General features: G+C 68.2%; 15 protein-coding genes. 7 read left to right on the forward strand and 8 right to left on the reverse strand.

Going from position 1 to position 21,117, the window contains the following annotated elements; all coding sequences use genetic code 11:
• Positions 1-42: 42 nt before the first annotated feature.
• On the reverse strand, positions 43-1,392 hold the full coding sequence (locus CFB81_RS26395; protein WP_089437011.1) for an NCS2 family permease: 1,350 nt from the start codon (positions 1,390-1,392) through the stop codon (positions 43-45).
• A gap of 94 nt (positions 1,393-1,486) precedes the next feature.
• On the opposite strand from CFB81_RS26395, the gene CFB81_RS26400 reads away from it, so the two are divergent.
• Positions 1,487-2,395, forward strand: coding sequence for a LysR family transcriptional regulator (locus CFB81_RS26400; protein WP_069620640.1), 909 nt, complete (start codon positions 1,487-1,489; stop codon positions 2,393-2,395).
• Between the two features lie 29 nt (positions 2,396-2,424).
• Here the strand turns inward: CFB81_RS26400 and CFB81_RS26405 are convergent, their stop codons facing one another.
• The 4 genes from CFB81_RS26405 to CFB81_RS26420 all read right to left on the reverse strand — a co-directional run bounded on the left by CFB81_RS26405 (position 2,425) and on the right by CFB81_RS26420 (position 7,878).
• Positions 2,425-3,477 (reverse strand): nucleoside hydrolase, encoded by a 1,053-nt coding sequence (locus CFB81_RS26405; RefSeq protein ID WP_089437012.1) that lies wholly within the window; start codon positions 3,475-3,477, stop codon positions 2,425-2,427.
• Positions 3,478-3,487: 10 nt separating this feature from the next.
• The gene (locus CFB81_RS26410; protein WP_089437013.1) at positions 3,488-4,600 is read right to left on the reverse strand and encodes a porin; all 1,113 of its coding nucleotides are present in this window, start codon (positions 4,598-4,600) and stop codon (positions 3,488-3,490) included.
• 162 nt (positions 4,601-4,762) lie between these two features.
• Positions 4,763-6,073, reverse strand: coding sequence for a hypothetical protein (locus CFB81_RS26415; protein WP_089437014.1), 1,311 nt, complete (start codon positions 6,071-6,073; stop codon positions 4,763-4,765).
• 386 nt (positions 6,074-6,459) lie between these two features.
• On the reverse strand, positions 6,460-7,878 hold the full coding sequence (locus CFB81_RS26420) for an MFS transporter (protein ID WP_069620636.1): 1,419 nt from the start codon (positions 7,876-7,878) through the stop codon (positions 6,460-6,462).
• Positions 7,879-8,330: 452 nt separating this feature from the next.
• Between CFB81_RS26420 and CFB81_RS26425 the strand changes: the two genes are divergently transcribed.
• Positions 8,331-10,793: a DUF3772 domain-containing protein gene (locus CFB81_RS26425; RefSeq protein ID WP_089437015.1), complete on the forward strand. Its 2,463-nt coding sequence runs from the start codon at positions 8,331-8,333 to the stop codon at positions 10,791-10,793.
• A gap of 137 nt (positions 10,794-10,930) precedes the next feature.
• Here CFB81_RS26425 and CFB81_RS26430 read toward each other — a convergent pair whose 3' ends face one another.
• Complete coding sequence (locus CFB81_RS26430) at positions 10,931-12,442, reverse strand: aldehyde dehydrogenase family protein (protein ID WP_089437016.1); 1,512 nt, start codon at positions 12,440-12,442, stop codon at positions 10,931-10,933.
• 636 nt (positions 12,443-13,078) lie between these two features.
• Between CFB81_RS26430 and CFB81_RS26445 the strand changes: the two genes are divergently transcribed.
• The 3 genes from CFB81_RS26445 to CFB81_RS26455 all read left to right on the forward strand — a co-directional run bounded on the left by CFB81_RS26445 (position 13,079) and on the right by CFB81_RS26455 (position 16,839).
• The gene (locus CFB81_RS26445) at positions 13,079-14,659 is read left to right on the forward strand and encodes an amino acid permease (RefSeq protein WP_089437018.1); all 1,581 of its coding nucleotides are present in this window, start codon (positions 13,079-13,081) and stop codon (positions 14,657-14,659) included.
• A gap of 131 nt (positions 14,660-14,790) precedes the next feature.
• Entirely contained in the window at positions 14,791-16,059 is a 1,269-nt protein-coding gene (locus tag CFB81_RS26450; protein WP_089437019.1) for an FAD-binding oxidoreductase, read from the forward strand.
• Between the two features lie 105 nt (positions 16,060-16,164).
• Positions 16,165-16,839 (forward strand): TetR family transcriptional regulator, encoded by a 675-nt coding sequence (locus CFB81_RS26455; protein ID WP_089437020.1) that lies wholly within the window; start codon positions 16,165-16,167, stop codon positions 16,837-16,839.
• Positions 16,840-16,910: 71 nt separating this feature from the next.
• Here CFB81_RS26455 and CFB81_RS26460 read toward each other — a convergent pair whose 3' ends face one another.
• Entirely contained in the window at positions 16,911-18,695 is a 1,785-nt protein-coding gene (locus CFB81_RS26460) for a phospholipase D-like domain-containing protein (RefSeq protein WP_089437021.1), read from the reverse strand.
• Between the two features lie 105 nt (positions 18,696-18,800).
• Positions 18,801-19,559 carry a DeoR/GlpR family DNA-binding transcription regulator gene (locus tag CFB81_RS26465; protein WP_089437022.1) on the reverse strand — a complete coding sequence of 253 codons (759 nt, stop codon included), beginning with the start codon at positions 19,557-19,559 and terminating at the stop codon, positions 18,801-18,803.
• 218 nt (positions 19,560-19,777) lie between these two features.
• On the opposite strand from CFB81_RS26465, the gene CFB81_RS26470 reads away from it, so the two are divergent.
• On the forward strand, positions 19,778-19,963 hold the full coding sequence (locus CFB81_RS26470) for a hypothetical protein (protein ID WP_006480515.1): 186 nt from the start codon (positions 19,778-19,780) through the stop codon (positions 19,961-19,963).
• Positions 19,964-20,145: 182 nt separating this feature from the next.
• Positions 20,146-21,015, forward strand: coding sequence for a DMT family transporter (locus CFB81_RS26475; protein WP_089437023.1), 870 nt, complete (start codon positions 20,146-20,148; stop codon positions 21,013-21,015).
• Positions 21,016-21,117 lie beyond the last annotated feature (102 nt).

Below are 21,117 nucleotides of genomic sequence, written 5' to 3' on the forward strand. Positions count from 1 at the left end.
CAGTCTCTTTTCGGTAGTGCCATTGCGTCGCGAAGCCGTCTCTCAGTGCGGCTTCACGACGGTCCAGAAGTAATAGCCGAGCGGAATCGCGAGCACGACGAGCCCCCACGACACGTCGCGCCAGCGGCCGGCCAGCAGCTTGACGAGCACGTAGCACAGCAGCCCGCCCGCGATGCCGGTGCCGAAGCTGTTCGACATCAGCGTGAGCAGCACCATCGACATCACGGGCAGCGCATCGGTGAAGTCGTCGAAATGCGTATGGCGGATCGTCGCGAACATCGACAGCCCGATCAGGATCAGCGCCGGCGCCGTCGCTTCCTTCGGGATCGCGAGCGCGACCGGCACGAACAGCAGCATCGCGGCGAACAGCACGGCCGCCGCCACCGACGACAGCCCGCTGCGGCCGCCCGACTCGACGCCCGCCGCCGATTCGATCAGCGCGGTCAGCGCGGGAATGCCGAACACGGGCCCGAGCGTCGCGGCGAGCGAGTCGACGAGAAACGGCCGGTTGATGTTCGGCAGGTTGCCCTGTTCGTCGAGCAGGTTCGCCTTCGCGCCGACCGCGAGCGCGGTGCCGAGCGTCGAGAAGAACTCCGCCGCGAAGAATGCGAACAGGTACGGTGCGGCGGCCAGGCTCAACGCGCTGCCGATGTCGAGCTTGAACGCGATCGGCGCGATGCCGTGCGGCAGCGACATGAAGGACGCGGGCAGGTGAGTGACGCCGAGCGGCACGCCGGCCGCGGCGGCGACGAGAATCGCGATCAGGATCGCGCCGGGCACCTTGCGCGCCTGCAGCACGATCGCGACCGCGAGGCCGATCAGCGCGACGAGCGCGCCCGGCCGCGAAAAGTCGCCGAGCGCGAACGCGTTGGTCTTCGCGTTCGCGACGACCATCCCCGCATTGCGCAGCCCGAGCATCGTGACGAACAGTCCGATCGACGCGCCGAGCCCGAGCTTGATCTGCACCGGAATCAGCCGCACCACGACACCGCGCGCGCCGAGGATCGTCAGCAGGAAGAACAGCACGCCCGACACACACGCGATGCCGAGGCCCGTCTGCCAGCCGACGTGCTCGGTCGTCGCGAGCGTCACGCCGATGATCACCGAGCCGCCGATACCGGGGCCGACGAGGAACGGCAGATTCGCGTAGAGCCCCATCAGCGTGGTGAACAGCACGAACACGACGATCGTCGCGGTCGTGGCCGCGCCGCGGTCCATGCCGCCCGTCGCGAGCAGCGACGGGATCACGACGAGCAGGTACGCGGCCGCGAGAAACGACGTGACGCCCGCGATCGTCTCGGTGCGCACGCTCGTGCCGCGCGCGGCGAGCGCGAAGCGCCGCTCGAGCCAGTTGGCCGGCGCGCGCGCCGGCATCGTGTCAGTCGCTGACATGGTGGTTCTCCTGTGATTCCGAATATTGTCCTGTGTCGGGGCGTGCAGCGCGGTCTTATACTGCCGCGTACCGCATCCCGACCGTCATTGCCCGATGTCCGACCGCTCGTCGCTACTCCCCGCGCTCACGCTGCGGCAGGTCCAGCACTTCGTCGTCCTTGCACACGCACGCAGCTTCACGCAAGCCGCGCAAGCGCTGTCGCTCACGCAGCCCGCGCTCACTGCGTCGATCCGCCAGATCGAGTTCCTGCTCGGCGGCCGCCTGTTCGCACGCACCGCACACCGGCTCACGCTGACCACCGCGGGCGAAGCCGTGCTGCCGCTCGCCGAGCGTCTGCTCAACCAGGCGCGCGGCACCTTCGACGACATGACGCGGCTCATCGGCGAACGCATCCAGACCGTGCGCATCGCGTTCATCCCGTCGGTCGCGGGCCGCCTGCTGCCCGCGCTCAACGCACTGCGCGGCACGCATCCGACGCTGCGCTTCACGCTCACCGATTTGCCGAACAGCGCGCTCGTCGAAGCGGTGCGCGACGGCGTCGCGGATCTCGGCATCGGCGTGCGCGAGCCCGACGGCGACGACGGCACGCTGCGCTACCGGCAACTGTTCGAGGACGAGATCGTGATCGTCGTGCGGCACGACGATCCGCTCGCCCGCGCGAAGAGCGTCACGTGGGCGAAGCTCGTCGATCGCGACCTCGCGGTGTTCGTGCGCGGCAGCGTCAGCGAATCGCTGCATCGCACCGGCGGCGCCGGGAAGCTGCGCCTGAACGTCACGTACCGGATGGAATACACGGAGCCGCTCTACGCGCTCGCGCGCAACGGCCTCGCGACCGCCGTGCTCCCGAGCCTCTACACGATGCATCTGCACGATCCCGAACTCGTCGCGCTGCGCGTCGACAAGCCGCGCGTCACGCGTGCGATCTCGCTGATCTCGCTCGCCGCCGACGATCGCGGCCCGCACGTGCGGGCGTGCCGCGAGTGGATCGAGAAGCACATCTGATTCCGTTCGCCGCGCGCGGCCGCCCGCACTCAGGGAAGATTCGCGATGCGTGCGACGAGCGTCGCGTAGAAGCGGTCCGCGTCGACCTCGTTGATCCACGTTGCATTCGCCGTACGGCCGCTGCGCCCGTTCCAGTCGACGATCGTCTCGCCGAGCGTCCACTGCCCGGTCGTCTCGACCACGACATTCACCTTGCGGCCGCCGAACAGCGTCGGATCGACGAGATAGCCGACGGCCGTCGGGTCGTACATCGGCGCGTCTTCAACGCCGCGCCGCTTCTTGTTGTATGCAAGCTCGGCCTCCATGATGTCGGCGACGATCGCGCCGCAGCGGTTGCCGAGCGCACGGAACGGCGCGACGCGCGCCGGCGTGATCGGCGCCTTCACCGCGACGTCGCGCGGCAGCACGACGATCGGCACGCCGCTGCCGAACACCACGTCGGCCGCCTGCGGATCGACGTAGATGTTGAACTCGGCGGCCGGCGTGATGTTGCCGCGCTCGAAGAACGCGCCGCCCATCAGCACGATGTCGCGCAGCGCGCCGCGGATCTGCGGCGCTTCGACCAGCGCGGTGGCGAGGTTCGTCAGCGGGCCGAGCGCGCACAACGTCACGCTGTTCGGCGCCGCGCGGCTCAGCGTATCGACGAGGTACGACACCGCGTGGCCGGCGGCGAGCGGCGCGCGCGGCGCATGCAGTTCGACGCCTTCGAGCCCGGTCTTGCCGTGCACGTTCGCGGCCGTCACCAGATCGCGCACGAGCGGACGCGGGCAGCCCGCATACACCGGCAGCGCGTTCGTGCGGCCGGCCCAGTCGCGGATGATCCGCGCATTGCGTTCGGTCAGGTCGAGCGGCACGTTGCCGGCCACGGCCGTCAGCGCGCGCACGTCGAGGCGGTCCTGCGCGCCGAGCGCGAACAGGATCGCGATGGCGTCGTCCTGCCCCGGGTCGGTGTCGATGATCACCGTGCGGCGCGCGGCGTCGGCGCCGGCCGCGAATGCGCCGGTTTCGGGCAGCAGCGCGGTGCCGGCCAGCGCGGCGGACAGTTTCAGGAAGGTGCGGCGGGAGGCGATCGAATGGGTCATGGTCGGGCGCTCAGAACACGTGCCGGACGCCGAGCGTCGCCATCATCTGGCGCGTGCCGGTCGAACCCGCATACGCGAAGATCTGCGCATGGTCCGCGTCGCCAGCCGCCTGCTGTACGATCACCGTCAGCGCGACGTCGGTGCGTTTGGACAGGAAGTAATCGGCCTGCAGGTTCACCTGATGCCATTTCGGACGCTTGTCGATCACGTCGTACTTGCCGTTCGTGAACGCATACGCGGCGCCGAGAAAGAGTTGCGGCGTCATCGTGTAGACGACGTTCACGCCCAGGTTCTGCAGGTGCAGGTGCGAATTGTCGAGGTAATCGTAGCGCACGTCGGTGAACATCGCCGCGAACTGCGCGCGGCCGATCGTGTAGAAACCGCCCGTGCCCGCGATCCGCTGCCGGCTTGCGTATGCGGCCGGCGACATCGCGCTCTTGCTGAAGATCAGCAGCGGCGACGCATAGTCGTTCGCGATCGCGCCATCCTGGTTCGTCGCGCTATACGGATGGTTGTACTGCGCATAGACCACGCTCCAGCGCAGCGGGCCGCGCTCATAACCGAGCCCGAAGCTGTACGCGCTGTTGTTCGCGAAACCGGTCGCATTGCTGAAGCCGTACAGCGCGGTGAACTTCAGCCCGGAGTAGACGGGGCTCACGTACTTCACCGAGTTCTGCACGCGGATGTCGTTGTAGCCGTTGTCGTTGTCGCCGATGTTCACGCCATTGCTCGCGATGATCACGGGCCCGATGTAGTCGTGGATCGCATCGTACTGGCGACCGAACGTCAGCGAACCGTAGGTACGATCGGCGAGCCCGACGTACGCCATGCGCCCGAACTCGCGGCCGTTCTGTGCGGCCGTGCCCGTCATCACGTTGAAGCCGTTCTCGAGCTGGAAGACCGCGGACAGCCCCTGCCCGAGATCCTCCTTGCCCTTCAACCCCCAGCGCGGGTTCTGGTTCGTGCCGGACAACGCCTGCCACGCGTTCTTGCCGCCCTGGTTCGTCGCGAACCCGACGCCGGCCGAGATGAGACCGTACAGCGTGATGCTGCTTTGCGCACCGGCATGGGTCGCGAAAGCGCCGAGCATCGCGAGCGGGGCGAGCTTGTAGAGAGTTTTCATGCGGGTCGTGTGGTCGGTGGTGGTCCAGGCGCGGCAGGGGTTCCGCGAAACTGGACTCGACTATACGAACCCGGATCGGATAATAAAAGTTTGCTTTCCTTATATGTCAATAAATCGGATTTATTCTCATCCGCACGCAATCCGCTCTCGGCGAACCGACGCTCAGTCCGCCGTGTCGCCGCCCTTCGGCAGCTTCGACCACGCGCCGCGCCCCGGCATCGGCGACCAGGCCGGGCGGGTCTTGCGGGCGCTGTCGATCACGACCAGGTAGCGGCCCGCGATCGGCGTGACGTCGCGATCGCGACGCAGCACCCACAGCGATTTGCCGGCCTCGACGCGTGCCTGATAGTCGTCGTCGAGCACCCCGTGCTGGTCGAGGAACGTGTTCAGCGACGCGGGAATCCGCACGCAGCCCTTCGAATGCCGGATGCCGAGCAGCGCTTCGAGCCGGTCGGGGTCGGTCGCATGCATCTGGAAGCGCATCGGCGACACGCCGCCCTTGCCCCAGCCGCGCTCGCCATCCACCCAGCCGAAGTCGTAGATGCGCATGTCGCGGCGGCCGTAGCCGCGAATGCCGTTCTCGTTCGTCGTGCCTTCCGCGCGGAAATCCATCGTGTCGGGCGAGTGATGAAACACGCCGAGCGGCGTCAGGAAATGGTCGTACTGGCCCGGCAGCCCGGTGCCGACCGGCGACGCACCGATCATCAGCCACGCATTGGCCGGCGTCGCCCGGAAATAGATGAACAGCGCCTGCACGTTCGGCGCGCGATCGACCATCGCGACGTATTCGCCGGCGAGATCGCCGAGATCCGCATCGGCGAGCGCTTTCTGAAGGCGGTCGCCGTACGCGCGCTGTTCGTTCGCGGGTACGTTCAGGCGTCGCGTGACTTCCTGCGTGAAGCGCTTGCGCATGTCGAGCGCACGGGTCGTCGCGTTTTGCGCCTCCTCGGCCGACAGCGGCGGATGCCGACGCGGCGGGGTGGGCGGAGGCGGCTCGGCCTCGCTGGCGGGCGCGCCGGATGCGGCCGATGCAGGCGCGGCGGCCGACGCGGCGGAAGCCGAGGAAGCGGCCGACGCCCCCGATGCCGCATTCGCGGGTTCCGCGTGATTCATGTGATTCGCGTGTGACGCGGCGGATGCCGGCGCTGCGGCCGATGCGCCCGACACCGCATGCGCAGACGGCTGCGTGCGGGACGCTGCCGAAGCAGGCGACGCAGCGGACGAAGATGACGCAGCAGACGATGCACCGTCGGACGCGGCAAAGGCAGGCTGCTCGGCGAGAACGGAAATCGACATCGCGACAGCGAGCCACACGTATGCGGCAACTGCACGGTTGAGGCAACGCGGCTTCGCAAAGCGCCGCGTCAGAGGGACAAGAATCATACGTTCGAAGCCATCGGCCGATCCGGCCGCCGCATGCTGCTGGTGCGAGCGGCGCATCTTCCGCGCAAGCCATCGACACGTCCGGCGCATCGTGCGCGCCCGGCGCCGACGCCTCTTCGCGGCGGAGCCGTTCGCTGATGCAACGCGGGTGCTCCGATGGCGGCTAATGAGTCGTCAGGCCCTTCATTCTACTCGTCGATGCGCGAATCGGCAGCGCCCGGACGCGCGCTTTTACGTGTAATTGCGCTTCGTCACGCTTTGTTTCAACTCGTTGCCGCCGGGGTTTTCTTTGCGTGGCAGGTTGGCGTGTTGGACGTTGTCGGCGCGCGTCCGAAAGTTTGCGTGCTTCATCCGGATTCGATCGCGTTTGCGGGTTGATTCGCACCGCAAATCATTTTGACGATGCGGCACACCGGGACGCAACCGTGTCGCACACATCCCGCACGAATCGTGCGACATGCGTGCGCACCTGCCGACTACTTCGAGATGGCTTCGAGTGCGATGCCCTTCGTGCGCGGCCCCATCCCCCCGATCGCGGCCATCACGACCACCATCGCGCCCGCGATGAACGCGAACACGCCAAACGTGCCGAAACCGCGCAGCACGGCCGCGATCACGAACGACGAGAAGATCGCCGAGAAGCGGCTCCACGAATAGACGAAGCCGACGGCCCGCGCGCGAATCGACGTCGGGAACAGCTCGGCCTGGTATGCATGGAAGCTGTACGACATGATGTTGCTCGCGAGCGTGAGGCCAATGCCGAGCACGATCAGGAACGCGCCCACCGTCGTCTGGCTGAACAGCAGCCCGCAGACGACGATCGCCGCCGCCATCGCGATGATCACCGACTTGCGCTCGAAGCGGTCGGCGATCACGAGGCCGATCAGCGGGCCGATCGGCGCCGCGAGCGCGATCACGCTCGAATACATCAGGCTCGACGTGATCGTGATCCCCTGCTTGATCAGCAGCGTCGGCACCCAGTTCGCAAAGCCGTAGAAGCCGACCGTCTGGAACACGTTGAAGATCGTCATCATGATCGTGCGGCTGCGATACGGCGGTACCCACATGTCGCGGAAGCTGCCGCGCGGCGGCACGGGTTCGGCCGGCGCGGGCGGCGGCAGCGGCCGCCCGTATTCGGCTTCGACCTTCGCCTCGAGCGCACGCATGATGCGGTCGGCTTCGTCGACCCGCCCCTGCTGCGCGAGCCAGCGCGGGCTTTCAGGCAGTTCACGGCGTATCCACCACACGAACAGCGCGCCATGCGCGCCGATCAGCACGACCCAGCGCCAGCCGTCGAGGCCGAACGGCGCGTGCGGCACGAGCAGGTAAGCGAGGAACGCAACCACTGGCACCGCGACGAACCCCACCGCCTGTTCGCACGCGAACGCGCGGCCGCGGATCTGCTTCGGCACGAGTTCGGAGATGTACGTGCCGATCGTCACCATCTCGACGCCGAGGCCGAGACCGACGACGAAGCGCCAGAAGTTCAGTCCGGTGGCGGTGTCCTGGAACGCCATCACGACGTTGGCGGCCGTGTACCACAGCAGCGACCACGTGAAGATCGCGCGGCGGCCGAAGCGGTCGGCGAGGAAGCCGCACGCGATCGTGCCGATGAAGAGCCCGGAGAACAGCGCGGCGATGAAGCTCGCGACGCCCGTGGTGCCGAACAGGCCGTGCGTCGTCGCGGACAGGATGCCGCTTTTCACGAGGCCCGGCGCGACGTAGCCGCTGTAGAGCAAGTCGTAGAGCTCGAAGAAGAAGCCGAGGCTCAGCAACACGACGAGCTTCCAGACGCTGCGCGTCGGCGGCAGGCGATCGAGACGGGCCGAGATGGAGCCGGGGTCGATGGAGGGGAATTGGGCAGGTGCCTGGGAAAGGCTGTCCGTTGAGGCCATCTTGGGCGCGTCTCCTGATCGTGTCGTGTCGTGTTGTGCGTCGTTCTCGGGTGGATCGCCGAACCGCCGCCGGGCGAATCGCTGCATTGTACCGGCACGCCCGTCCGGCGCACGGGCAAGCCGGCAGGACGGCGGCGCCGGGCGCCGAAACCGTTCGACGCCCCGTTTTCCGCCGGACATTGTGTAAATTGCGTAACCGTCTGTCCGCTTCGGAAAGCGCGCCGGCGGGCCGTTCCCGGGCCTTCCGCTCTCGCGCGCCGGCCGCGCAGGCCGGCAACAACGGGTCCTACCGCGCTGTTTCGCACAGGCGCGCACCGTCCGAATCGCCACGACCGAGGATACGCAATCGGTACAACCACGCGTTCCGCACCCCGGTAACATGCTACCGGGCCAACTACCGGCTTCCGGCTGCCTTTCGGCAACCGGCATTGTCGGCAAATCGTAAGCATTCCATGTCCATACAACGACTATCCACGTATGCCTGCCGGATCGCGCTGATCGCGCTGCTGCAGTTCGCGGCGATCGCGACCGCGTCGGCGTTTCCGGCGGCCGCTTCCGCGCCCGTCGCGAGCGGCGTCGGCGCGACCGTGCCCGCCATCTCGCTGCCCGACGCCATCGCGCAGCTCAAGCAGATGCAGGCCGAGCTGGACCGCATCAAGCAGCAGACCTCGACCGCGTCCAACAGCAAGGAGCTGGACGGGCTCGACGACTCGGCGCAAGAGCTGAGCACCGATGTCGCGAAATTGCAGAGCGATCTCACGCTGCAACGCACGCAGGTTCAGGCGCAACTCGACGTGCTCGGCCCGCCGCCGGCCGAGGGCGCCGCGCCGGAAACGCCGGCCGTCGCAAAGCAGCGGGCCGCGCTGGACGCACGCAAGACGCAGATCGATGCGGCGCTGAAGCAGGCCGCCGACCAGAAGACGAGCCTCACGAACCTGACCGAGCAATTCGCGAAGCTGCACCGCAGCCTGCTCAAGAACCAGCTCGCGTTCCGTTCGGGCAGCATCTTCAGCGCGCAGTTCTGGCTGCCGCTGTTCCACCTGTCGCCGGACGACCGTCAGCGGCTCGACGATTTCAACGGCGAACTGTTCGACATGCTGCGCTCGTCGTGGGTGCCCGGACAACGGGTGCTCACCACGCTGCTGCTGATCGCCGCGTTCGCCGCATGGCTCGGCGGCCGCCGGCTCATCGAGCGCGGGCTCGCCTGGATCGCGCTGAACCGCCTGCCGCCCACCCGCTTGCGCCGCAGTGCGCTGGCGCTGTCGACCGCGTTGTCGACCTTCCTGGCGACGGCCGTCGCGATTCAGATCCTTTACCTCGCCGTCGCGCGCCACTACGAGCTCACGCCGTCGCTGACCGATCTGTGGGACCAGTTCGCGAAGCTCGCCGCGACCTGCGCATTGATCGCGGGGCTCGGCCGCGCACTGCTCTGCACGAAGCATCCGTCGTGGCGCCTGCCCGCGCTGGCCGATCCCGTCGCGCTCGCGATGAAGCCGTTCCCCGCCGTCCTGGCCGGGCTGCTGCTGGTGTCGGGCACGCTCGAATCGATCAACCGGATCGTCGACACCAGCCTGTCGGTCACGCTGTTCGGGCGCGGCATCGTATCGCTCGTCGTCGCACTGACGGTCGGCGCGTCGCTGTTGCGCGCGAACCGCGCGCGCAGCGCCCTCGCGGCGGCAGGCGAGGCGCCCGAGCAACGCTCGACGCTCGCGGGCCTGATCCATGCCGGTGTCACGCTCGCGATCGTCGCGTCGTTGATCGCACTCCTGATCGGTTACATCACGGTCGCGCGCTTCATCACGTACGAGCTCGTGTGGTTCGAGATCGTGCTGTGCGCGACCTACATCCTGATCCAGCTGACGCGCGACGCGAGCGAAAGCCTGTTCTCGTCGAGCCTGTCGACGGGCCAGCAGATCAAGCACCTGTTCGCGCTCGAAGATCGCCACCTTGACCAGGCGCGTACGGTGCTGTCCGGCTTCGGCACGAGCCTGCTGATGCTGATCGCGGCGATCGCGCTGTTGACGGGCGGCTTCGGCACGACGCCGGGCGACCTGCTCGACAGCGCGGTCGCGATGATCGGCAGCCAGCGGCTGCAGAGCCTGAACATCATGCCCGACCGGATCATGAACGCCGTGATCGGCTTCGCGATCGGCTTCTACCTGCTGCGCTCGCTGCGCCGCTGGCTCGACGGCGAGTTCATGCCCGCGCTCGGCATGGATACGGGCATGCGCGTGTCGCTGATCACGTTGTTCACCAACGTCGGCTACGTGCTGCTCGTGCTGATGACGCTCGGGCTGCTCGGCGTCCGGTGGAGCAATCTCGCGTGGATCGTCAGCGCGTTGTCGGTGGGTATCGGTTTCGGCCTGCAGGAAATCGTGAAGAACTTCGTGTCGGGGCTGATCCTGTTGACCGAGCGCCCGGTGAAGGTGGGCGACATGGTCAGCATCGCGGGCGTCGAAGGCGACATCCGTCGCATCAACGTGCGCGCGACCGAGATCCAGCTCAGCGACCGCTCGACCGTGATCGTGCCGAATTCGCAGCTGATCTCGCAGAACGTGCGCAACGTGACGATGGGCAACAGCACGCAGGGCGTCGCGACGCTGGTGCTGACGTTCCCGCTGAACACCGATCCCGAGCAGGTGCGCGACCTGCTGCTCGACGCGTATCGCGAGCACCCGGCGATTCTCGACAAACCGGCGCCGTCGGTGACGTTCAGCCAGCTCGCGCCGGACGGGATCACGCTGAGCGTGACGGGTTACGTGTCGAGCCCGCGGATCGCGAGTTCGACGAAGAGCGACCTGCTGTTCGAGATCCTCAAGCAGTTGCGCGCGGCGGGGATCACGCTGTCGAGCCCGCAGATGCTGGTCGTGCAGAACATGCCGACGAACGATGGTTCCACGCGGCCCGAATCGTAAGCGAGCCATTGCGCGGCGACGCTCACGATCGATCGGCGCGCCGCACGCATCGCAATAACCGACAAGGGCCGGTTACCGCTTCCGCGGCAACCGGCCCTTTCATTCGACTGTCGAAGCGCCCTGGCCGGGCGCCTGCATCACACGTCGAACTTCACCCCCTGCGCCAGCGGCAACTGCCGGCTGTAGTTGATCGTATTCGTCGCACGGCGCATATACGCCTTCCACGCATCCGAACCCGACTCACGCCCGCCGCCCGTTTCCTTCTCGCCGCCGAACGCGCCGCCGATTTCCGCGCCGCTCGTGCCGATGTTCACGTTGACGATCCCGCAATCGCTGCCGGCCGCCGACATGAACTGCTCGGCCTCGCGCATGTCGTTCGTGAAGATCGCCGACGACAGGCCCTGCGGCACCGCGTTGTGCACGTCGATCGCGTCTTCGAAGTTGTCGTAGACCATCACGTACAGGATCGGCGCGAACGTCTCGCGCTCGACCACCGCCGATTGCTTCGGCATCCGGACGATGGCCGGACGCACGTAGTACGCATCCGCGTGACCGACGTCGACGCGCTCGCCGCCCTTCACTTCGCCGCCCTGCTCGCGCGCATCGGCCAGCGCCTTCTGCATCGCGTCGAACGACGCACGATCGACCAGCGGGCCGACCAGCGTGCCTTCCTCGAGCGGGTTGCCGACCTTCACCGACGCGTAAGCCTTCTCGATGCGCGGCAGCAGTTGCTCGACGAGGCTGCGATGGACGATCAGGCGGCGCAGCGTGGTGCAGCGCTGGCCGGCCGTGCCGACCGCCGCGAACGTGACCGCGCGCACGACGAGGTCGAGATCCGCGCTCGGCGCGACGATCATCCCGTTGTTGCCGCCGAGTTCGAGAATGCCGCGTGCCAGGCGCTGGCTCAACACCTTCGCGACTTCCTGGCCCATCCGCACGCTGCCCGTCGCGCTGACGACCGGCACCTTCTTCGACGCCGTCAGCACCTCGCCGACATCGCGCATGCCGAGTACCAGCTGGCTCAGCTCCGCCGGCGCGACGCCCGGATGCGTCTTGTCGAACTCGCGGAGCGCCTTCTGGAGCAGCACGTGGCATGCGATCGCGGTGAGCGGCGTCTTCTCGGACGGCTTCCACACGACCGAATCGCCGCACACGAACGCGAGCGCCGCATTCCACGCCCACACCGCGACCGGGAAGTTGAACGCCGAAATCACGCCGCACACGCCGATCGGGTGCCACGTTTCCATCATCCGGTGGCCCGGGCGCTCCGATGCGATCGTGAGGCCATAAAGCTGGCGCGACAGGCCGACCGCGAAATCGCAGATGTCGATCATTTCCTGCACTTCGCCGAGCCCTTCCGACGTGATCTTGCCGGCCTCGAGCGTGACGAGGCGGCCGAGCTCGGCCTTGTGCTCGCGCAGCACGTTGCCGAACACGCGCACGAGTTCGCCGCGCACCGGCGCCGGCACCGTGCGCCACTTGAGGAATGCGTCGTGCGCGGCGTCGATCTTGCGCTCGGCGTCGGCGGGCGAGTCGACGGCCAGCGTCGCGAGCGTCGCGCCGTCGAGCGGCGAACGCGCGGTCAGCGCATTGCCTTTCCACTGGGCGAGATCGATGTCGAGCGCGGCAAGAATGTCGTTGAATTGCATCACTTCCTCTTCAGGGACAGATTGATCGGTGCGGCGGCAGCGCCGCCCGCGTGATTCGATTGGAGCGCGTTCGAGCGCCTCGTGCAAGCGGATGCGCCGTGCGGCGGGCCCGGTGCACCATCCGGCGCATCGCGCTGCGCCGCCGCCGGCAGGCCCGGCCGGACGGCGCGCCCCCAGCCTCGCGAGGCACGATCCATGAAACACATTGTCGATGGCCACAAGTCCGGCCGCTATTGATATTAACTCACGACTTCATTCCCAAAACGCAAGAAGTCCGCCGCGCGGACGGGCCGGTTCCCGCGCCGATATCGGACGCTTCCAAAGCCGACGGACGGGTACGCGGACACGTCCCGATCCGACACAAGTTGATGACGATCCCGCATCACCCTGTGCGGAAATATCGTTTGCCGCCCGCGCATTCGACCCCACACAATCGGTGCGACGTCGAGGTGCAACGCACCCGGCGCGCCGCCGGCCGCCACGACCGCCGCCGGACGACCGACGAAGGCGACACGCACCACGGCCCGGCTCAGCGGGCCCGCGTCGCACCGCATCACCGCTGCCCGGCCCGCGGCCGGCAGCGCGTCGTGCTTCGTCACCGAAAAACAATCCCGGAGACAGCGCCCAGCGCCCGCCATGCATTCAGACGCCCGCCCCGATTCGTCCCGCCCGTCCGGCCCGCCGCCCGCGAAGCCGTCCCTCCACCGTGCGCTCCAGGCCCGCCATCTACGGATGATCGCGATCGGCGGCTCGATCGGCACGGGCCTGTTCGTCGCGTCCGGCGCGTCGATCTCGCAGGCCGGGCCCGGCGGTGCGATGCTCGCGTACATGCTGATCGGCCTGATGGTCTATTTCCTGATGACGAGCCTCGGCGAAATGGCCGCGTTCATGCCGGTGTCCGGCTCGTTCGCGACCTACGGCGCGAAGTTCGTCGACGAAGGCTTCGGCTTCGCGCTCGGCTGGAACTACTGGTACAGCTGGGCCGTGACGCTGGCGGTGGAGCTCGTCGCCGCGCAGCTCGTGATGCACTACTGGTTCCCCCACGTGCCGGGCGTCTGGTGGAGCGCGCTGTTCCTCACGCTGATCTTCGCGCTCAACGCGCTGTCGGTGCGCGGCTTCGGGGAAGCCGAATACTGGTTCGCGCTGATCAAGGTGCTGACGGTGCTCGCATTCGTCGGCGTCGGCCTGCTGATGATCTTCGGGATCATGCAGGGCGGCCCGAGCGCCGGCTGGGGCAATTTCACGATCGGCGACGCGCCGTTCGTCGGCGGCTGGGCGACGATGCTCGGCGTCGCGATGATCGCGGGCTTCTCGTTCCAGGGCACCGAGATGATCGGCGTCGCGGCCGGCGAATCGGAAAACCCGCGCACGACGATTCCCCGCGCGGTAAGCCAGATCTTCTGGCGCATCCTGCTGTTCTACGTGTTCGCGATCTTCGTGATCGGCGTGCTGATTCCGTACACCGATCCGAGCCTGCTGAAGAGCGACGTAACCGACATCGGCGTGAGCCCGTTCACGCTCGTGTTCCGCCACGCGGGCCTCGCGTTCGCGGCCGGCGTGATGAACGCGGTGATCCTGACGGCCGTGCTGTCGGCCGGCAACTCGGGCATGTATGCGTCGACGCGGATGCTCTACAACCTCGCGGTCGAAGGCCGCGCGCCGAAGCTGTTCGCGAAGCTGTCGCCCGGCGGCGTGCCGCGCAACGCGCTGTATGCGACCACCGCGATCGGCGCGCTGTGTTTCCTCACGTCGCTGTACGGCGACAAGACCGTCTACCTGTGGCTGCTGAACACGTCGGGCATGGCCGGCTTCATCACGTGGCTCGGCATCGCGGTCAGCCACTACCGGTTCCGCAAGGGTTTCCTGAAGCAGGGCTACCGGCTCGACCAGTTGCCGTACCGGTCGAAGTGGTTCCCGTTCGGCCCGCTGTTCGCGTTCGCGCTGTGCGCGGCCGTCGCGCTCGGCCAGGACTACCAGGCGTTCCTCGCCGACAAGATCGACTGGACCGGCGTCGCCGCGACCTACATCGGCCTGCCGTTCTTCCTCGCGATCTGGCTCGGCTACGCGCTCGCGCGCAAATGCCGGCTGGTGCGCTACGAGGACATGGACATCGCGCCGTGGATCGAACGCAACGCGACGCATGAAGCTGCCGAAAAGGCCGACGCCGGCTATCCGGCCTATGTCGTCCGTCCGGCCAACCCGACGCCGGGCGCCTGACGCCCTGTAACGCACCGGCCGCCCTTCGCGGCGGCCGGCGCACCGAAAACCCCATTCGACGCGGCGCGCGCGTTCAGGCAAGATCGACGCGCGCCGTCCGCTTTTCCGCCGTCACGAGTCACCGAACACGCATGCAGAACTTCTACGAAGCCACCGTTACCCGCCAGCCCTACCCGCAACTGACCGACACGATCGATACGCAGGTCTGCATCGTCGGCGGCGGCCTCGCCGGGCTGTGCACAGCGCTCGGTCTCGTCGAGCGCGGCGTGCACGACGTCGTCGTGCTCGACAGCGAACGGGTCGGCTTCGGCGCGTCGGGCCGCAACGGCGGCTTCGTGTTCGGCGGCTACAGCCTCGACAACGCCGACCTGCTGCGCACGCTCGGCCGCGACGAAGGGCGCCGGCTGTACCGGCTCACCGTCGACGCGGTCGACCTGATCCGCGCGCGCATCGCCCGCTACGGGATCGACTGCGACATCGTCGACCAGGGCGTGATGCTCGCGAACTGGTTCGACGATCCGTCGCGGCTCGACAGCGTGCGCACGCTGATGAAGAACGAGCTCGGCGTCGACTGGGAACCCGTGCCGACCGGCGCGCTGCGCGAGCGGCTGAAGACGCGGCGCTATTACGGCGGCCTGTTCGAGCCGAACGCATTCCATTTCCATCCGCTCAAGTACGTGCTCGGCGTCGCGGCGGCGGCATCACGCGGCGGCGCACGCGTGTACGAACGCTCGGCCGCGCTCGGCATCGCGCGCGACGGCGCCGGCTACGTCGTGCGCACGGCGCAGGGCGCGGTGCGCGCGAAGGACGTCGTGTTTGCCGGCGGCGGCTACGCGCGCGGCGTGTCGCCGCGCATCGAGCGCGCGGTGTTGCCGATCGCGACCTACGTGATCGCGACCGAACCGCTCGGCACGCGCCTGCCGGACGCGATCGATGCGCCGTACGCGATCTACGACACGCGTTTCGCGTTCGACTACTACCGTCCGCTGCAGGACACGCGGATCCTGTGGGGCGGCCGGATCTCGGTGCTCGACCGCGGCCCCGGCGCGATCGTGCGCCTGCTGCGGCGCGACCTGCTGCGCGTGTATCCGCAACTGGAAGGCGTGAAGGTCGACTACGCGTGGGGTGGACTGATGAGCTACGCGCGGCACAAGATGCCGCAGATCGGCCGCGACGCGGACGGCGTGTGGCACGCGATCGCATTCGGCGGCCACGGGATGGCGCCGACCACGGTGGCCGGCGAGGCGCTCGCCGCCGCGCTGGCCGAAGGCCGGCCGGTGCCGGACGGCTTCGCCGCGTTCGGGCTCACACGCACGTTCGGGTTGGCCGGCCTCGCCGCCGCGCAGCTCACGTATACGGCGTACCAGGCCCGCGACGCGCTCGCGTCCTGCCGCCGCTGAGCGCCCGCCGCGGCCGTGCCGATTAGAGCGGAAGGTCGGCCGGGCGGGCATTTTCCACATGCTAGAATGCCTTTTCCAAGCCGCCGCGAACCACAACAAAGTCACATGAAAGCAGGAAGCAAGGCCGCCACGTCCGACCCCCGCGCGCTTGCGTCCGATGCGCGGCGTAAATACGATCCCGAGCAAACCAAGCGCAACATCCTCGATGTCGCCACGCAGGAATTCTCCGCGATGGGTCTCGCCGGTGCGCGCGTCGACGCGATCGCCGAGCGCACGAACACGACGAAGCGGATGCTCTATTACTACTTCGAAAGCAAGGAGGGCCTGTACGAGGCCGTGCTGGAGAAGGTGTACGGCGACATCCGCGCGCTCGAGCAGGAACTGCACGTCGGCGACATGGAGCCGCGCGAAGGCATGCGCCGTCTCGTCGAATTCACGTTCGACTATCACGACAAGCATCGCGATTTCGTTCGCCTCGTGTCGATCGAAAACATCCACGGCGCGAAATATCTCGAACAGCTGAAATCGTTCAAGAACCGCAACGTCAGCATCATCAAGACGCTCGAGGAACTGGTCGAGCGCGGCGCGGCCAGCGGCGCGTTCCGCAAGGACATCGACGCATTCGACCTGCATCTGCTGATCAGCTCGTTCTGCTTCCACCGCGTGTCGAACCGCTACACGTTCGGCGCCGCATTCGGCCGCGACCCGTCGGCGCCGCGCCTGCGCGCGCGACATCGCGACACGATCGCCGACGCGGTGCTCCGCTACGTCGCCGCGTAAGCGGCGGTAGTCGCCGGCCGGGGCACGCGGCATCCGCGCCCCCCGCGCACTTCATTCAGCACGTCAGCGCATCAGTCCGTCGGTGCGGTCGACGCCAGCGCGATCCGCGCCTTCTCTTCCGGGCTGCCCGCCACGTAATACTTCTTCGCCCAGCTCGAATCGGGCGCAAGCGCGAGCCGCGCAGGCGTACCCGTGCCGTGCTGCTGCTTCGCATGGATCGCCAGCGCGCGGGCGCGGTAGTGCTCGTACAGCCGCAGGAATTCCGCGAGATAGATCGCCGCGATCCGCTTGTCGCGGATCTCGAGCAGGTTCTCGTCGTTGTACTGCTCGGAATTGCGGCTCATGTTCGCCGAGCCCGTATAGACGACCGGATTCGCGCCTTCCGCGTCGATCACGACGAACTTGTGATGGATCACGACGGGCGGAAAAGCCGGCGCCGGTTCGCCCGGGAAAAGCCGCAACTCCGGCTCGAAACCCTTCGGCACCGTGGCCGGCGAGAAATACGACGCGTCGATCACGTCGTGGTTGTCGCGGCCGCGGTGGTACAGCTCGAGGTTCGCGAGCGTCGCCGCATCGAGCGTCTGGCCGTTCTGCCGAGCCGTGTCGGCCTTCGTCGCGCTGCCCACGTTGATCCGGTTCACGAGGCCGAACATCATCAGCCCGCGGTCGCCGGCCGCGAAGCACGCATCGCGCAGCGCCGCGTCGGTCGGCATGAAGAGGCAAAACGACACCGAATGCTTCGCGGCGGCGATCGCGGCGACGATCGTATCGATCTCGGTACGCTGCCCCGCCGGCTCCGGCGAGTACGCAACGCGCACCTGCGCGCTGCCGATCGTGATCGGCGCCGACCAGCCGGCCGACAGCCGCGCGGTCTCCGCAATCGACGGATTCGCGGCCAGCGCATGCGCGCGATCGTTGTACAGCGCGGCGAGCGCGGACGAGTCGAATGCATGCAGCACGTTGGCCTGCTCGGTCAGCCCCTCGGTCGTGAAGTTCGCGGAACCGGTCAGCACGCGCGCGGGCGCCGGGCTCGACGGCGTATCGGTCACGATGAACTTGTCGTGCATGATGTGCGTCCGGTCGCGCGGCGCGAGCGTCGCGAGGCCCTGCAGCGCCTCGACGGCCGGCTGGTTCGGCGACGGCAGCGGCGGCCTGCCCTTGCGCGCCGTGGTGTGCGCATCGTAGACGATCGCGAGCGACGCTGCGCCGTGCTTGCGGCCGAACGCGTCGAACGCGGGCAGCGCCCACAGCGTGTCGGTCAGGTGATAGACGGCCGACACCGCGCGTGACGCAGGATCGAGCATCTGAGCGAACACCTGTTCCATGTCGTTCGCGAGCCACGTGCGCAGCTTCAGCGCCTGGGCGGCGCTCGGCGCCGCGTTCGGCGCGAGGCCGAGCGCCGCGACCTGCTTCGCGAACGCCTGCGAGCTGACCACCGCGCGGTTGAACCACGTACCGATGCCGTCCTCGACGTGCGCGGGCAGCACGACGTCGCACACGCCGGCTTGCGCGTCGAGCACCTGCAGGTTCGCCGGCGTGCCGACGACCGGATAGACGTCGTAGCGGAACGACGCGCCGCGGTCCTGCGGATCGATGCGCGCGTCCCACCACATGAATTTCTGGATCGGCGCCTGGTCGGTCGGCGCATCGCCCTGCGTATCGGCGGCCGGGCCGTCGAACGTCAGGCGGTTGGGCAGCCAGCTGTCCGGCGCACGCGTCTTGCCGTCGGCCGACCAGAAGCCCGGCGTGCGCCGGATCGCGAAGCCGAGGAAATCGGACCGCGACGCCGCATCGGGCCAGTCGAAAGCCAGCAGGACCAGGGTGGGGGAAAGATAGCTGCGCACGCTGACGGTCATTCGTTGCTCCCTGGCCTCGCGGCCGGTCGAGATGAATGCGTCAGTCTTGATGGCGGTTCTTCCCGCGCGATGACCGTTCGATGAACCTTGTATGTCGGACGCGCGTCAGTCGCACACGAGCAGCTCGATCCCGCGCGCCGTCAGCGCGCGGCGCACGGCCTTGTCGGGGGCGCGCTCGGTCACCAGATAGCGGGCGGCGGCCGTGCCGTTGATCCGCACCGGCGTCACGCGGCCGAATTTCGAATGATCGGCGACGATGATCGCCGTGCCCGCCGCCGCGATCATCCTGCTGCGCACTTCGGCGGCGAGCCGCGAGTAGTCGGTGCACTCGCCGTCCGGTGTGATGCCGCCAGCGCCGACGAATGCGAAATCGACGTGGTATTGCGCGAGCTGGTGGATCGTGTCGAGCCCGAACGTCGCGTCCTCGTCATCGGACAGCTCGCCGCCGAGCAGCGTCACGCGGTTGCCGTTGCGCCGCGCGAGCACGAACGCGGTGCGCCAGTCGTTCGTGTAGATCGACAGCCGGTGCCGGTCGGCGAGCGCCAGCGCGACCGCATGCGGCGTGCTGCCCGAATCGATCAGCACCGATGCGTCGTCGGGCACGAATTCGGCCGCGCGCCGCCCGATCGTGCGCTTCGCGTCGGCGTTCGCGGCTTCGCGCTCGGACAGGCTCGGCTCGCGGCGATCCACGGCCAGCGCGCCGCCATGCGTCATCACGAGCAGGCCGCGCGCGGCCAGCGCGTTCAGGTCGCGTCGCACGGTTTCGCGCGACACGTCGAGCGAACGGACGAGTTCCGCGACCGACAGCGCGCCCGAGCGTCCGAGCTCCGACAGGATGTATTGATGACGTTGTTCCGCCAGCATCGCGTGTGCGCCCGAGGCGACTGGTAATGGGTAAGCCGGCCATTGTATTACGGACGTTTGACGACCATTTGACTGGGCCGGGAAACACGGCCGCGCGGCGGCCGCGCGCGTTGCCCGAAAGCGAAATTCTGTATTGCCCGGCGCGCGCGAATCCGCGTGGCGCCGGTTGCTACACTTGGCGCTTCGCCGAACGACCGACCGACAAAGGGGCTTGCGCCATGTATCGCAAAGGCAGTGTGATCGAAATCCAGTTTCCGCCGGAACGCCTCAACGACGCGGCAGGCGATCCGTACTGGATCGACCTGACGCTCGACGAAGCGCGCCGGCTCTACGAACAGCTCGCCGCGCGCTTCGCGACCGACGCGCGCGCCAACCAGCCGCTCGACACGTTCTCGATCGACTGACCGTCGCTGCTGCGCGCCCATCCGCGCAGCGCCGTGCGGTGCAGTGTCACGGACAATCATCCCCGCCGGCCCGCTCACGCGCCGCGCGGCATGAGTGCAGGATTCGACAAGACGCCGACGCCGGTTCGGTCGATACTGGCCGACTTTCCGGTTCTGTCCGGCCGCGTCGCGGCCCGTCACGCATGCTCAACTCGATCGTCGCCGCCGTTTTCGTCGCGCTCTGGTCCACCGGCTTCATCGTTGCACGGGCAATCAAGCCCTACGCCGATCCGAACCTGTTCCTGCTCGCGCGCTTCGCGGGCACGGCCGCGCTGTTCGGCGTGGTGGCGCTCGCCGCGCGCGCACCGTGGCCGGCCCGCCGCGAATGGCCGCGCCACCTGATCGCCGGCGCGCTGCTGCAAGGCGTCTATCTCGGCGCGAGCTACTGGGCCGTCGCGCAAGGGTTGAATGCGGGCGTGATGGCGCTGCTCGGCGCGCTGCAGCCGCTTGCCACCGCCGTGCTCGCGGTTCCGCTGTTCAACGAACGCCTGCCCGCGCGCGGCTGGCTCGGGATGGCGCTCGGGCTGGCCGGCGTCGCGCTCGTGCTCGCGCCGAAAGTCACCGGCGGCGTCGCGCCGTCGCCGGGTGCCGCGCCTGCGTGGCTCGTCGTCACCGTGTCGGTCCTGGCGGTCGGGGCGATCACCGCCGGCTCGCTGTACCAGAAAGGCAAGCTCGCGCAGAGCGACCTGCGCACGGCGGTCGCCGTGCAGAACTTCGGCGCGGCGATCGTCGCGGCCGTCTTCGTCGTGCTGCTCCATGAGACCCGCTGGATCGACGCGCCGGCGCTGTGGGTGTCGCTCGTGTGGGGCGTCGTGTTCCTGTCCGGCGGCGCGGTCACGATGCTGATGTGGATGCTGCGGCGCGGCAATGCGGCGCGCGCGACGTCGCTGCTGTTTCTCGCGCCGCCGCTGGCCGCGCTGCAGGGTTACGCGCTGTTCGGCGAAACGCTCTCGACGATCCAGCTCGCCGGCTTCGCGCTCGCGCTGGTGGGCGTCGTGCTCGCGCGGCGCTGACGGGGCGAAGACCCATGCGGGATCGAGCGGCCACGCCCGGCCACGCCCGTCATCGGGCCTCCATCCCGACTCGTCGAAGCCGCGCGCACGGCTGCCCTTCGC

This window comes from Burkholderia sp. AU28863 (assembly GCF_002223195.1).
Classification (GTDB): Bacteria; Pseudomonadota; Gammaproteobacteria; order Burkholderiales; family Burkholderiaceae; genus Burkholderia; species Burkholderia sola.

What these genes read in the sequence shown, in the direction of transcription:
- CFB81_RS26395 (WP_089437011.1), bottom strand. Translation starts at nt 1,392, where the DNA reads ATGTCAGCGACTGACACGATGCCGGCGCGCGCGCCGGCCAACTGGCTC.
- CFB81_RS26400 (WP_069620640.1), top strand. Translation starts at nt 1,487, where the DNA reads ATGTCCGACCGCTCGTCGCTACTCCCCGCGCTCACGCTGCGGCAGGTC.
- CFB81_RS26405 (WP_089437012.1), bottom strand. Translation starts at nt 3,477, where the DNA reads ATGACCCATTCGATCGCCTCCCGCCGCACCTTCCTGAAACTGTCCGCC.
- CFB81_RS26410 (WP_089437013.1), bottom strand. Translation starts at nt 4,600, where the DNA reads ATGAAAACTCTCTACAAGCTCGCCCCGCTCGCGATGCTCGGCGCTTTC.
- CFB81_RS26415 (WP_089437014.1), bottom strand. Translation starts at nt 6,073, where the DNA reads ATGCGCCGGACGTGTCGATGGCTTGCGCGGAAGATGCGCCGCTCGCAC.
- CFB81_RS26420 (WP_069620636.1), bottom strand. Translation starts at nt 7,878, where the DNA reads ATGGCCTCAACGGACAGCCTTTCCCAGGCACCTGCCCAATTCCCCTCC.
- CFB81_RS26425 (WP_089437015.1), top strand. Translation starts at nt 8,331, where the DNA reads ATGTCCATACAACGACTATCCACGTATGCCTGCCGGATCGCGCTGATC.
- CFB81_RS26430 (WP_089437016.1), bottom strand. Translation starts at nt 12,442, where the DNA reads ATGCAATTCAACGACATTCTTGCCGCGCTCGACATCGATCTCGCCCAG.
- CFB81_RS26445 (WP_089437018.1), top strand. Translation starts at nt 13,079, where the DNA reads ATGCATTCAGACGCCCGCCCCGATTCGTCCCGCCCGTCCGGCCCGCCG.
- CFB81_RS26450 (WP_089437019.1), top strand. Translation starts at nt 14,791, where the DNA reads ATGCAGAACTTCTACGAAGCCACCGTTACCCGCCAGCCCTACCCGCAA.
- CFB81_RS26455 (WP_089437020.1), top strand. Translation starts at nt 16,165, where the DNA reads ATGAAAGCAGGAAGCAAGGCCGCCACGTCCGACCCCCGCGCGCTTGCG.
- CFB81_RS26460 (WP_089437021.1), bottom strand. Translation starts at nt 18,695, where the DNA reads ATGACCGTCAGCGTGCGCAGCTATCTTTCCCCCACCCTGGTCCTGCTG.
- CFB81_RS26465 (WP_089437022.1), bottom strand. Translation starts at nt 19,559, where the DNA reads ATGCTGGCGGAACAACGTCATCAATACATCCTGTCGGAGCTCGGACGC.
- CFB81_RS26470 (WP_006480515.1), top strand. Translation starts at nt 19,778, where the DNA reads ATGTATCGCAAAGGCAGTGTGATCGAAATCCAGTTTCCGCCGGAACGC.
- CFB81_RS26475 (WP_089437023.1), top strand. Translation starts at nt 20,146, where the DNA reads ATGCTCAACTCGATCGTCGCCGCCGTTTTCGTCGCGCTCTGGTCCACC.